The 12952-nt window shown below is 59.9% G+C and carries 14 protein-coding genes; 4 read left to right on the top strand and 10 right to left on the bottom strand.

Going from position 1 to position 12952, the window contains the following annotated elements; genetic code table 11:
• The first annotated feature begins 127 nt into the window (after positions 1–127).
• The 3 genes from ACIX8_RS13865 (at position 128) to ACIX8_RS13855 (ending at position 5039) form a co-directional block, all read left to right on the top strand.
• Positions 128–952: an IS110 family RNA-guided transposase gene (locus tag ACIX8_RS13865; RefSeq protein WP_044176752.1), complete on the top strand. Its 825-nt coding sequence runs from the start codon at positions 128–130 to the stop codon at positions 950–952.
• A 235-nt stretch (positions 953–1187) separates the two neighbouring features.
• On the top strand, positions 1188–2690 hold the full coding sequence (locus tag ACIX8_RS13860; RefSeq protein WP_014265973.1) for an APC family permease: 1503 nt from the start codon (positions 1188–1190) through the stop codon (positions 2688–2690).
• A gap of 87 nt (positions 2691–2777) precedes the next feature.
• Positions 2778–5039: a DUF1800 domain-containing protein gene (locus tag ACIX8_RS13855; RefSeq protein WP_014265972.1), complete on the top strand. Its 2262-nt coding sequence runs from the start codon at positions 2778–2780 to the stop codon at positions 5037–5039.
• Between the two features lie 54 nt (positions 5040–5093).
• On the opposite strand, the gene ACIX8_RS13850 is transcribed toward ACIX8_RS13855, so the two are convergent.
• From ACIX8_RS13850 to ACIX8_RS13805, 10 genes are all read right to left on the bottom strand, one after another.
• Complete coding sequence (locus ACIX8_RS13850; protein WP_014265971.1) at positions 5094–5780, bottom strand: hypothetical protein; 687 nt, start codon at positions 5778–5780, stop codon at positions 5094–5096.
• Between the two features lie 40 nt (positions 5781–5820).
• Positions 5821–6555 carry a PIG-L deacetylase family protein gene (locus ACIX8_RS13845; protein ID WP_014265970.1) on the bottom strand — a complete coding sequence of 245 codons (735 nt, stop codon included), beginning with the start codon at positions 6553–6555 and terminating at the stop codon, positions 5821–5823.
• Complete coding sequence (locus ACIX8_RS13840) at positions 6546–7319, bottom strand: ribonuclease HII (protein ID WP_014265969.1); 774 nt, start codon at positions 7317–7319, stop codon at positions 6546–6548. The genes ACIX8_RS13845 and ACIX8_RS13840 overlap by 10 nt, the downstream gene beginning before the upstream one ends.
• A gap of 91 nt (positions 7320–7410) precedes the next feature.
• The gene (gene rplS, locus ACIX8_RS13835; RefSeq protein WP_014265968.1) at positions 7411–7767 is read right to left on the bottom strand and encodes a 50S ribosomal protein L19; all 357 of its coding nucleotides are present in this window, start codon (positions 7765–7767) and stop codon (positions 7411–7413) included.
• A 74-nt stretch (positions 7768–7841) separates the two neighbouring features.
• On the bottom strand, positions 7842–8594 hold the full coding sequence (locus ACIX8_RS13830; protein ID WP_014265967.1) for a hypothetical protein: 753 nt from the start codon (positions 8592–8594) through the stop codon (positions 7842–7844).
• A gap of 197 nt (positions 8595–8791) precedes the next feature.
• The gene (gene trmD, locus ACIX8_RS13825) at positions 8792–9625 is read right to left on the bottom strand and encodes a tRNA (guanosine(37)-N1)-methyltransferase TrmD (protein WP_014265966.1); all 834 of its coding nucleotides are present in this window, start codon (positions 9623–9625) and stop codon (positions 8792–8794) included.
• 52 nt (positions 9626–9677) lie between these two features.
• Positions 9678–10319, bottom strand: coding sequence for a ribosome maturation factor RimM (rimM, locus tag ACIX8_RS13820; RefSeq protein ID WP_014265965.1), 642 nt, complete (start codon positions 10317–10319; stop codon positions 9678–9680).
• A 21-nt stretch (positions 10320–10340) separates the two neighbouring features.
• Positions 10341–10649 (bottom strand): KH domain-containing protein, encoded by a 309-nt coding sequence (locus tag ACIX8_RS25280; RefSeq protein ID WP_317623981.1) that lies wholly within the window; start codon positions 10647–10649, stop codon positions 10341–10343.
• A gap of 49 nt (positions 10650–10698) precedes the next feature.
• Entirely contained in the window at positions 10699–11034 is a 336-nt protein-coding gene (rpsP, locus tag ACIX8_RS13810; RefSeq protein ID WP_014265963.1) for a 30S ribosomal protein S16, read from the bottom strand.
• Positions 11035–11267: 233 nt separating this feature from the next.
• Positions 11268–12161 carry an alpha/beta hydrolase gene (locus ACIX8_RS13805; protein WP_223295334.1) on the bottom strand — a complete coding sequence of 298 codons (894 nt, stop codon included), beginning with the start codon at positions 12159–12161 and terminating at the stop codon, positions 11268–11270.
• 57 nt (positions 12162–12218) lie between these two features.
• On the opposite strand from ACIX8_RS13805, the gene ACIX8_RS13800 reads away from it, so the two are divergent.
• Positions 12219–12929 carry an esterase family protein gene (locus ACIX8_RS13800; protein WP_014265961.1) on the top strand — a complete coding sequence of 237 codons (711 nt, stop codon included), beginning with the start codon at positions 12219–12221 and terminating at the stop codon, positions 12927–12929.
• Positions 12930–12952 lie beyond the last annotated feature (23 nt).

The raw sequence follows: 12952 nt of genomic DNA, 5'->3' as shown, positions 1-12952 counted from the left end.
GGGAAGAGGTTGAAGCAGTCGCAGGTGGTGAACGAAGGAGTGGCGTTGCGGGCGTGGCTGCGGCAGGTGCCTGGGCCGCGGCAGGTGGTGGTGGAGGCGAGCGGGTTTTGGCCGGCGTTCGCGCGCGGTGCAGCCCGAAGCCGAGCGGCTGGTGATGGTGCATCCGCAGCGGATGAAGGCGATTGCGAGTGCGCGTCTGAAGAACGACAAGGTGGACTCCGAGACCCTGGCGCATCTGTCGCGGGCCGATCTGTTGCCCGAGGCCTGGATGGCGAACGAACGCACCCAGCAGGTGCGGCTGTTGACCCGGCTGCGGATCACGCTGGGCCAGCAGCGGGCCAAGGCCAAGAACCAGCTGCAGGCGGTGCTGCATCAGGAGGGCTTCCTGAAGCCCGTTGCGGATGTGTTCGGCAAGCGCGGGCGGGCGTGGCTGGCGGAGCTTGCCCTGAGCCCGGCGGCACGGGTGGTAGTTCAGGTCTGGCTGCAGGTGGTCGACCAGATGAACGCCGCGATCCTGGAACAGGAGAGAACGCTGAAGAAGATGGCACAGGAGGATGCACGCGCCCGATGGCTGCAGTCGATGCCCGGCATCGGGGCTTATTCGGCGATGGTGATCCTGGCCGAGATCGGTGAGATCGAGCGCTTCCACACCAAGCGTGCGCTGGCCAGCTATGCCGGCCTGACCCCCAGCGTGCGCGAGTCGGCGGGCAAGCGCAAGCGCGGCGGCATCGGACACCATGGATCGGCAACGCTGCGATGGATCATGCTGCAGGTAGCCCAGGTGGCCGCACGGCGCTCCCCCGCAGCCGGGGCATGGCTGAAAAAGCTCAAACAGCGAAAACCCGCGCAGGTCGCCCTGATCGCACTGGCACGCAAGCTGCTCACAGCCCTCTGGGCCCTGCTACGCCATGGCCTCTGCTTCGACGAAGCCATCTTCGCTCGACAAGACTAAATCAGGCAAAAACAAAACGCCTGGAAATAAAAAACTTTACGGTATTTTGCGACGGTTGCAAGGTAGCCCGGCCAGCTCGCTCATCCTCTGTCCCTCGGAGCCAGCCCAACAGGACATCTTCAGATGGAGCGGCCGGGAAGCGAATCTCCCTTGTGTGCCATGAGCACGAATAGAAGTCTGTACGCAATCTGTTCGCAAAATACCCCTGGACAACTACGCCTCTCTTCATAGAAGGATGACGACGAAAAACAGGCAACAGCAAACCCAGCCCTCACGCGATACACTCGGCAAAATGGAGACCGCTGCACCGAAGCTCGAAAGAACGCTCACGCTTAGCGGCGCGGTAAGGCTCAACCTGCTCGACATGATCGGGGTTGGGCCGTTCATTACGCTGCCGCTGCTGCTGGGAGCCATGGGCGGGCCGCAGGCGATGCTGGGCTGGATTCTCGGCGCGCTGTTGGCTGTGTGCGATGGGCTGGTATGGGCGGAACTGGGCGCTGCGATGCCGGAGGCCGGAGGAACCTACCACTATCTCGGCGAGATGTTTCGCGGCCGGCTGGGCCGTCTATTGAGCTTCCTGTTTCTCTTCCAGCTCTGTTTCTCTGCACCGCTTTCGGTGGCCAGCGGCTGCATCGGATTGAGCCAGTATGCGACGTACCTCGTGCCACGGCTGGCTGTGTCCCCCGTGATCCACACGTTGCGGTTAGCCGGATACAGCGCGGTGTTCAGTGTTGGGCCGACGACCTTTGTCGCGATTGCCGCGGTAGTGCTCGCCGTGATCCTGCTGTATCGCAACCTGGCGAAGGTGCGTGTGCTGTCGATCGTTTTGCTGTCGGCGGTGCTCGTGACCATCGCCTGGGCGGTAGTGGTGGGATTGATGCACGGGCACATCGCGCAGGTGTTTGCGTTTCCTCCGCACGCTTTTGTGCCGAACCGAGCGTTCTTTGGAGGGCTTGGCTCGGCGATGCTGATTGCAACCTACGACTATTGGGGCTACTACAACGTGACGTTCCTCGGTGGGGAAGCGCGCGACCCAGGGCGAACGATTCCGCGCGCTGTGCTGTTGTCGATCGGGATCGTTGCGATGCTGTACCTCGCGCTGAATGCGAGCGTGCTGTCGGTGATCGGTGCGCCGCAGTTGCTCGCGGCGCAGAACCTCGAGGCTCGCAGGGCTCTGCTGTCGCAGTTTATGCAGGTGGCCTATGCGCCGTCGCTGGGAGCGCATGACGCGACGCTGCTGGGTAAGCTGGCGGCTCTCCTGGTGATGGTGACTGCCTTCGCCAGCGTGTTCTCGCTGCTGCTGGGCTATTCGAGGATTCCTTATGCGGCGGCCCGCGATGGCAACTTCCTTGCTGCGTTTGGAAGGCTGCATCCGACGCGACGGTTTCCGCATGTGTCGCTTCTCGTGCTGGGAGCGATTGCCTGTGTGTGCTGCTTCTTCTCGCTCGCCGATGTCATTGCAGCTCTGGTGGTTCTGCGCATCCTGCTGCAGTTTGTACTGCAGCATATTGGGGTGATGCTGTTGCGTCTGCGCCGTCCTGAGATGCCACGGCCCTTCCGGCTATGGCTCTATCCGCTGCCTCCTCTTTTTGCGCTTGCGGGCTTCGGCTATATCGTGGTGTCGCGGCCGAACTTTCATCGTGAGGTCCTGTTGGCTGTCGTCGTGGCGATTGCCGGGTGCCTGGTGTTTGCGGTTCGGTCGGCTATGGGACCTTCTGGATCTGAAGTTCGTATGTAGCGATCGAGAAGAGCCGTGTCACGCCACTAAAAACACAACTTCCGCATAGCCCAACGGGTCTAAGCTAGGGTTGAGGGTTTCCGGACGATGACACTACGGATGATACTTCTCGGTCTTGTACTCGGCGGTCCGACGGTCGCTGTGCGTGGACAGGGGATGGCTCCCGCAGAACGGCAGATGTCTCCAGCTCAGGCTGCAAACCCGGACATGCAGAGTTCGGACGACACCCCGCAGATGGACCCGGCACAGCAGAAGGCCGCGAAGACGTTTGCGCAGAAGCCCCATGTGTCTGTCGCCCATCCTCCTATAAAGTCTGTCGTGCTGACGCCGCTCTCGCAGCGTGAGCGGGTACAGCAGATGCTCGACCGGTTTACGTTCGGCGCACGGCCCGGGGAAGTCGACCAGGTGGTCGCGATGGGCGCCGGTCAATGGCTGGCTCAGCAGATGAGCCCCGAGACCATCAAAGATCCTGTGCTCGACAAGAGGCTGGCTGTCTATCCGACGCTGACCATGCCGACCACGCAGATGATTACCGTCTTTCCGGACCGCGCGCAGATCGGCCCAGTTGCCGACGGCAAGGTGCCGTATCCTGTCGATCCTTTGCTAAACGCGGTGTATGAGGTGCAGGTCTACAAGCTGCTCCAGGAGCGCGACCAGAAGAACCCTGACGGCAGTGTGAAGCCCAAGGTAGAGCTTACGGATGCGGAGAAGGCCGAACGCAAGAAACGCGACCAGGCGACGGCGACACGGATCGCCGGAGACCTGCTGGTTCTGCCGAAGCAGCAGCGCATGGCTGCCCTGATCAAGATGCCGGTCGAAGACCGCATCGCCTTTACTGCCAACGGCAATCTAAGCGGCAACCTGCACGATCTGCTCTTTGCGGACTTCACGCCGAGAGAGCGTGAGACGTTCAATGCCATGTCGCCGCAGGTGAACTCGTCCTACAACATCGGTAGTGAACTGGCGCAGGCTCGCATCCTGCGCGATGTGCTGTCGGAGCGGCAGTTGCAGGAGGTGATGACCGACTTCTGGTTCAATCACTTCAACGTCTACATCGCCAAGGACTCTGACGAGTGGTACACGACCAGCTATGAGCGCGATGTGATTCGTAAGAATGCGCTGGGCAACTTTCGCGATCTGCTGATGGCGACTGCAAAGTCGCCGGCGATGATGGTTTACCTCGACAACTGGCTGTCGATTGGACCCGACTCTATTGCTAATGGGGTGAATCCGCAGAACCCAAACTCGAAGAAGGGCAACAAAGGGCTGAATGAAAACTATGGCCGCGAGGTGATGGAGCTGCACACGGTCGGCGTCAACGGCGGTTATACGCAGAGTGACGTGACGGCGCTTTCGGCGATTTTGACAGGGTGGGGCGTGGATCGCCCCAATCAGGGCGGCCCGTTTCTGTTCGATCCCAAACGCCATGAGCCCGGACCGAAGACATGGTTCGGCTACGTAATCGACGACAACGGCAATGTAGCAAAGGCGTCAGCGAGCGCGACGTCTGTGCCAGGCAAGACCGTAGCCAGCGACGACAGCATGAAGCAGGGCATTGCCGCGTTGAACATTCTCGCGTCCAGCCCGAAGACGGCACACTTCATCAGCCTGTTGCTGGCCCAGCACTTTGTGGCGGATACTCCTCCGCCCGCGCTGGTCGATCGGCTGGCGAAGGTATATCTATCGAGCAATGGAGATATCAAGAGCCTGTTGCGCGAACTGATCGCCTCGCCTGAGTTCAACTCGCGGCAGTACTTCCACAACAAGGTGAAGACCCCGGTGGAGTTCGTGGCGTCGGCCTTCCGTTCCACGGCGACGGAGCCGCAAAACCCTGGCGCACTGGTGAACACGATCAAGACGATGGGGATGCCGATGTACTATGCGCTACCTCCGACGGGCTACTACCTGACAGCCGATCAGTGGATGAACTCTTCCGCCTTGGTCGACCGGCTGAACTTTGCCTACCAACTGACGAATGGCAAGTTCGCCAATCAGAAGTTCGACGCTCCGAAGCTACTGGCGATGGGGTTGCTGACACCGACGGGTGCGGGCAGCTTTGCCGGTGGGGCTCCCAAGACGGCAGGCACCCCGGCACAGGCAGCGCATGGGGACGCCCGGTTCGTTGGGGTCTCGGCATCGGTGCAGGCGCCTGCTGTAGCCGGTCCGGCAGGAGTCGATATTGTGCTCCGCGTGCTGGAAGGAACGATGATCGGTGCTCCGGTATCGGCGCAGACCAATCAGCTCATCGATAAACAAATCGATCAACAGCCCGCAAATGCGAACTCGACGGACACGCTGAACCTGTTAACGGCGCTGGTGATGGGCGCGCCGGAGTTTCAGTTGCGTTAGGAAAGGCGGGCATCCAGCCGCTCGGTTTGTGAAGGTGGTCATTCTGCCATGCCCCTAATGCTCGGTGACTCGTGTGAGACGCAACATGGCCCTCAGCGCGAGCAGGAACCAAAGCACCATCAGGACAAAACCAACCTCGGTGCCCACGTCTGTTAGAGCGGTAGGAGGACGGTAGACGGACGGCAGTAGCTGGGATGCAGAAGAGAGCAGGAGGAGCGTCCAGGTCACGGCGGAGAGCCCGGTCAACGTCCTCGTCCAGGTGCTTGAGCGGGACAGGCACAGACTCCAGCCCATCGCCATGACCGCGTAGAGGACGGCGGCTATTACCGATACCGGGAGGGCTACTCTGGACTCGAATCCGAGATAGGCAACTCCCCCGCCAGCGGCAAGGTGCGGCCCCAATACATCCCAGAACGTCTCGAAATACTGTTCAATGGCAGCTGCGATCAATGTGAGGAGCAGTGTGGGTGCCGACAGCGCTTTCGGTACCCATCGTAGTCGTAACAGTGCGAGGGAGACCGCTAGATCCGATAGCGCGCAGAGATGCCAGGGAAACCAGCCGAGGTGCCATCGCCAAGGATGCGTGGCGATATAGGCGGCGCGCAGATCGACCGTTTTTAGGCCGGAGCCGGGGACGCCGGGCAAGAGCAGGCCCGCCATGGTGAAGAGTGCGATGACATGTACGACGAGCGCAAAGAGGAGCGAGATCTCAATGGCTTTCTCGGAGAAAGTTCTCTTCATTCCGACCTCGTCTGTCTTCTCGCTTCAGGGCTTCTGATCGTTAGATTTCTGCAACGCCCTCGAACAGATCAGTCGACTGCCGCGCTGGCTGCGGCACGGGCGAGGCGAGCAGCGTGTAGTACTCTTCGTTGCCGTACTTCTCGAAGATAGGCTTGGTGCGTTCCATCAGCGGGGCCTGCGAGGCGTGAGCGCGGAAGGCTTCCTGCTTGCGCTCGAAGACGGAGCTGATGTCGAGCGTGACTGTCCAGGGAGCAGGAATGGGGGAAGGGCGATCCGGCAGAAAGTAGCTCGTCGACAGGTGATAGAGCCGTTGCGGTTGGTACAACTCTCCGTGTTCGAGATAGCGCTTCGCAGAGGCTGCCCAGTGGAACGCCGCAGTCGTAGCAGCAGAGACCACGGTGTGGTCGGGGTGCGTGTTCAATCCGCCATCGCTGCCAAAGGTGATGACCACCTGCGGACGGAAGCTGCGGATGCGAGCGACAAGCTTTCCGGCTACTTCGGAGAGGTTTGCGAACTCGAGCTGGGCGTCCTGATAGTCGAGCAACTCGTAGTGCGCGACTCCGAGTACCTTGCAGGAGGCCACAAACTCCGCACGGCGCATTGCCCCGAGCTCCTTGCCGCTGGTGGCAGAGCCGCGATGAGTGGCAGCCTGTCCGTCCGTAAGGCAGATGACGCTTGTCTCGACGCCACGTGCAGCTGCAAGGGCCAGGGCACCACCAAAGGCGAAGCATTCATCGTCAGGGTGTGCGACGACACAGAGAAGCCTCAGGCCCATGTTTCCTCCTGTAAAAGTGTGTTGTCGTCAGCAGGGAATAACTCGCGGGGTTCGATACTGTCTTTCGGCACATCCTTCGGTCGAACAGCCGCAACCGGGGCGAAGGTGTGGCGATGGAGTTCACAGGGGCCATGCGCGACGAGGGCCCTGCGATGCTCCGGCGTCCCGTATCCCTTGTGAGAGGCGAGGCCGTACTGCGGATACACCGTGTCGAACTCGCGCAGCAATCCATCGCGATATACCTTGGCAACGACCGAAGCTGCGGCGATGGAAAGGCACAATGCATCGCCGTAGTACAGCTTGGTCTGCGGGCAGGGGTGGTCGATTCGCATGGCGTCGATGATGAGGTGGTCGGGGGCGATTCCAAGCTGCTGTACGGCCATCAGCATAGCCATGCGCGAGGCCTGGTAGATGTTGACCCGGTCGATGGTGGCGGCGTCGACCTCGGCGATGGCGACGGCCAATGCCATGGTGCGAATCTTGCGGTCGAGGCGCTCGCGATCTTCGCGGGTAAGCTGCTTGGAGTCCTTGAGTCCCATCCGGGCGAGGATGCCGGTCTTCTCAGGCAGAATCACTGCTGCAGCGACGACCGGGCCAAAGAGCGCGCCGCGTCCGACCTCGTCGACGCCTGCAATCGACTGGAACCCCTGGTAGCGCAAGGCCTGCTCCGGGGCATCGCTGCAGATTAGCTGCTTCAGCATCTGCTGCTTGGCGGTGGCTTTGGTGACGCCGGGCGGAACTGGAATTTGGAAAAGGGCCGACATCGTTGTTTTCGAGTTTAGCGGATTTTTGTTGTGAGCAAACGAAAAGCGGCGACCCGAGGGCCGCCGCTTTTTGGGAAGCGTGGTGAAAATCTTACTTGCTGCGCTCAACCTCGCGCAGACGGGCAGCCTTGCCACGCAGACCGCGCAGGTAGAAGAGCTTCGAGCGGCGCACCTGGTAGGAGCGGATCTTTTCGACCTTGTCGACAACCTTCGAGTTGTAAGGGAAGATACGCTCGACGCCTTGGCCGAAGCTCATCTTGCGAACAGTGAAGCTGCCCTGGGGGCCCTTCTTGACGGCAATGACCATGCCCTCGAACGCCTGAAGACGCTCTTTGTCGCCTTCCTTGATCTTGACCTGTACGCGAACGGTGTCGCCGGCAGCAAATTCGGGGAGGTCGGTGCGCTGGAGCTTGTCAGCCAGCTTCTGCATAATCGGATGGATAGACATGATGTGATTCCTTCGTAAAGTCGCAGGATTCAGTTTACACGAATTGCGCGATTTTGCAGAGGGAAATCCACAGGTCAGTTGGAGGATGTCGTTACCTGCAGGTCATCCTGAACAGTGTAGCCTGCGGGGACAGCAAAGATGCTGGGATCGGGTTCATCGCGCGATAGCACGTTGAGATGAATGGCCTGAGTTCCTTCGCGCGGATCTTTCCGGATGACAGAGAGATTCGTTTTCAAATCAGGCGAGTACCAGAACTCTCGCGACAAGCTAAGCTCCTTGTCGTTTCCTACCGTTGCCGGGGCAATGGTGGTGATTTCGCGGGTTCCGATCGCCGGGAGATTATCGATCGATTGTTGTCCGAGATCGTCTCTTGTCAGGAAACGCCGTCCTGCGTCAAAGGCGCCGGTTGGCTGTACTGGATACGAAAACCGCGGATGGTAACTTGTGCGCGTGCATTGATGAGTCGCGATGGTGCATACGGTATGCGTATGAGCGATCGGATCAAGAACGTAGAACTCGTAGAGTGTCTTCTCTGGATCGACATCCACTGCTGCAAAGTGATGCCGTTCGCGATAGAGCCGTCCCTGGCTATCTCGTGCGATCTTTGACGTCTCGGACGTTGTGATCGTTCCTCCGCCCTCGATCGAGAGAGTCTTCACGATGGTGTCTGTTCCTGAGAACGGGCGGTTAAGATAAGGGAGCACCTCAATGCCTGGAGTGATGGTTCGCATGCTCCCGTCAGGCCCGCGGGCAGGAGCGCTTTGCGCCTGCAAGGCGGAGAGGCAGGTGGCGGAGGTGATCACGAGCAGTATTGCGAGTCGTCGCATGATGGCTCCTGGCTGACGAGCAGAGTCTAGCAGAGGGCTGACCCTGCTTCAAACACATTCTTCCTGTTTTTCCGGAGCCCCTCGTTATTGGGTGGGCCGTCCCCTATGTACACCGCTTTCCAAATCAGCAGTTTATCTGCCTGATCGCCAGGACTCCCTGGGTGAGGTACACGACATGGGGTGGAGTTAGAGCGGATTCAATGCTTTCGATTGAATCCGAGCTTGTTCAGAAACGCGCGGTCATTGTCATTGAGATCGGCTGAAGGCAACAGGTCGGGCCGATTGGCGAGCGTCTTCGCGAGGGCCGCCTGCCTGCGCCACTTGCGGATAACGCTGTGGTCGCCGTTGCCTAACACCTCGGGAATCGTCGTGCCGCGGAACTCTGATGGCCGCGTGTAATGAGGGTAGTCGAGCAGGCCTCCAGAGCCGTGGGTGGAGCGGGGGACGCCATCTTCGGTCATGGTATCGGTGGGTTCGTCGCCCTCGCCGAAGCTTTCGTACTTCGAGGAGTCGGCGTGGCCCAATACGCCGGGCAGCAGGCGGACGACGGCATCGACGATCACTGCCGCGCCGAGTTCGCCGCCGGAGAGCACGTAGTCGCCGATGGAAAGCTCGTCGTCACAGAGCAGCTGGCTGACGCGCTCGTCCACGCCTTCGTAGCGTCCGCAGATCAGGACGACGCGATCCAGCTTGGCAAGATGGCGGGCCGTGGCCTGGGTGAATCGCTTGCCCTGGGCGGAGAGCAGGATGACGGACTCGCGCGTTGTGTCGCGTTCGGCTTTGGGAGCGATGCCCAGAGATTCAACGCACTCGAAGATGGGTTGGGCTTTGAGCACCATGCCTTCGCCGCCTCCGAAGGGCCGGTCGTCGACGGTGCGATGGCGGTCGTAGGTGAAGCTGCGGAGATCGTGGGTATGGGCCTCTGCCTGCCCGATGCGCAGGGCGCGCTCGAGGATGCCGTGGCCCAGGATGCCATTGTTGGGCGGTCCGCCGAAGAACTCTGGAAAGATGGTGACGATGTCGAAGCGCATGAGAAAGACAGAGTGTAAAGACTAGCGTGTAGAGGATCAGAGAGGAAGGACTCTACTCGTCTTCCTCTAGCATCAACCCTTCCGGCAGATGCATCACGATACGTTTTGCGGTGACATCGACGGATTCCAGATGGGCGCGAACGAAGGGAATCAACAAAGGTTCCACTTCTTCCTCTGTGCTGCCGGAGAGTTCAACGCACAGCAGGGGAGCGGCATCGGGAAGGCGCGTTTTGCCATCGGGGGTCGTGGCAAATTGCACGTCAATGATCTTGCCGACGGGCTGTTCGCCGTTGAACAGCGTGCAATCGAGCAGGTCGGCGACGTAGAAGGTATCTTCCTCGAGTTCTGGAAGTTCTTCTGCGGGAATCATCACCTGCTGGCCAGCGAGAAGCTCGGCCTGCGAGATGCTGTCGCAGCCTGCCAGCTTCAGTACGATGCGGCCGGCATTCTTGCCGGTCGGGAGCCAATGGCCTTCGAGTGCTACAGGCACAGTACTGGGAAGGGGATGTACCGCATCTTTTTTAGCGAGCGTTACGAGACGGCCCTCATGGAACTGGTCCGTGAGATCTGTCAGGAGTTCGGACAACACCTCACCCTTGCGTCCTTGCGGACGCAGGATGGAAGCGATTGCGACCCATTTGGAAGAGGAGGAGGAGTCCAGTTTTGAAGGGTCCTGTTGCGAGTAATCCGTCATTGCTCCTACAGAACCTGAGGATTACTCGACATGGGCGGCCTTGTCGCCTTCCGCTTCGATGATATCGAGCGAAAAGCGATGCCGGTGCTTCATGCTGGCGGCACCAAGAATCGTTCGCAGGCAACGGGCTGTCCGGCCCTGCTTTCCGATTACTTTGCCAATGTCGTTGGGGGCCACGCGGAGGCGAAGCACCGTGGAGCCCTCGGCATCGGACGCGTCAACATGAACCGCTTCGGGATCATCTACCAGCGCTCGTGCTATCTCGAGCATCAGGGACTGCATGTTTGAGATAGCGCTATTGTTCGGATTGGGATCTGATTTTTCGGTCACTCAGTCACCTCTGGGAAGTCGACGTGTGCGACAAATATCGCACCAATTGCTATGCAGCAGCAATTGGCTCGGTTTCGGCGACTGGCTCAGCCGCAGCAACGGTCGGCGCAACGGCAGGGGTGAGAGGCTTGGACGCATCGGCGGCCGACTCGGTGGCAGGCTTGTACTTAGCTACGAGCTTGCCGACGGTCTCGGAGAACTGAGCGCCCTTGCTGGTCCAATAAGCGATGCGGTCACTCTTGAGATCGACGCTTGCCGGATTGGTGCGGGGATTGTAGGTGCCAACCACTTCGATGGAGCGACCGTTGCGTGCGCGGTCCTTCTCGATAACAACAACGCGATAGTGGGGCTGCTTGCGGGCGCCAACGCGCGCCAAACGAATCATCAACACAGGGGTAAATCCTCTCAAGAAACTCGAATGTCGTTCAGGGCTGGCCGCTGAAGCCGTGGATTTCGATCGACACAGCCGGCGGACGTGTAAGTCCGAACACCTAAGTATCTCGGATTTCAGTCAAATCCGCAATGGAAAAGCACAGGGCGAAGCTCGAACGGAACCTCAGAAGCAAAATCAAAAGCCGATTCCCTGTGGAAATAGCAGCAGGAAAGGCAAGAGCAGACCTACTTTACCGCAGGGAACAGGAACTTTAGCACCTGGTCGAAGCGCGCTGCCCAGGCTTCCTCGTCGTGTACTCCGCCGGGAACGCGCAGGTATTTGAGGTCGATGCCATCCTGCCAGCCGCGCAGTACCAGCCGCCGGTGCAGCAGGTCGGTGTCGCGCAGGTGCCGCAGCCCTTCGGACATGCCCATATCGAGCCAGATACGAAGGTGCTGCTTGGGTTGGGATGGGTTCATCAGCGCCAGCAGGCTCCGGTTGTCCCACCAGACGCTCGGCGAGAGTACGGCGAGCTTTCCAAAGACCTCCGGATACTTCATGCCGAGTACCAGCGTGATGAGGCCGCCCAGCGATGAACCTCCGAGAGCCGTATTGGCAGCGTCGGGCAATGTGCGGAAACGGCGGTCGATCAGGGGTTTCAGATCCTCGACCAGGAGCCGGCCGTAGAGCGTGCCCTCGCCGCCTCCGAGACGGGCGTCCCGTGTCGGAGTATACTCGGCGATCCGGCGAGCACCGGTGTTGGCGATGCCGACAAGGATGACCGGCTCGATGAGGCCCTGGCGGGTAAGCCAGTCGGCGGTAGTGTGGGCGCGCCAGGTGCGGTTGGCAGCGTAAGAGGTGCGGCCATCGAAGAGGTTCTGGCCGTCGTGTAAATAAAAGACAGGAAAGCGTCTCCGGGGCTCCGTGCGATACGCTTCCGGGAGATAGATTGAGATATCCCGGTCATCGGGCAGAAATCGCGAGTGAAATCCGCGGAGCACGCGATAGCGCGGATTGCTGTCAAGGTCGTAGGGCAGGGCACCGTCGGGGCTTGTAGAGGCGCCTTCAAAACGCAGGCCGAAATCGTCCGCCGGAAGAGGCATGAAGTCGGGAGAGACAGCAATGAGTGAATCGTTCAAATCTAAAACACAACCTTCGTGTAGAAGTAAGGCCTCAGAGTATCAGAGGGCCTGCTCATGAAACGGGAATATTACAAGGGGTACTCGGGTGAGTTAGACCGTGAGATGGAGATGCTCGTGTTCGGGCATGACGGTCTGCCGGTGATTGTGTTCCCAACCTCGTGCGGGCGTTTCTATGAGTTTGAAGATCGTGCGATGGTGGCGTCCGTGCAGGACAAGATCGAAGCCGGGAAGCTGCAGCTCTTTTGCGTGGACTCGGTCGATGCCGAGAGCTGGTACAACCGCGACGTACCTCCACGATGGAGAATTGCGCGTCATATGCAGTATGAGGAGTACATCCTGAAAGGGGTTGTGCCGTTTGTGCGGCAACGCAATCATCAGCCTCACCTGGTATCGCTGGGCTGCAGCCTGGGCGGCTATCACGCGGCCAATATTGCGTTCCGGCATCCGCATCTGTTTTCAGGGTTGCTTTCGATGAGTGGCGCGTTCGATATGAAGGGCTTCCTGCGTGGCTATTACGACGAGGACTGCTACTTCAACCTGCCGCTGGATTATCTGCCGAATCTGCATGACGCGGGCTATCTGGATCGGATGCGGCATAACACGTATGTTCTGGCGACTGGTGTTCACGACCACTGCTGGAACGACAACGAAAGGCTTGCCACGGAGTTGAGGGCGAAGAACATTCCGGTGCGGCTCGATGTGTGGGGCGATAACGCTGAGCATGACTGGCCCTGGTGGCAGAGGATGATGCAGGTTTATCTATAAACGAAGACAATCGGTTCTGGGGG

This window comes from Granulicella mallensis MP5ACTX8 (assembly GCF_000178955.2).
Classification (GTDB): domain Bacteria; phylum Acidobacteriota; class Terriglobia; order Terriglobales; family Acidobacteriaceae; genus Granulicella; species Granulicella mallensis.
This window is presented reverse-complemented; position numbering and strand designations above follow the sequence as displayed.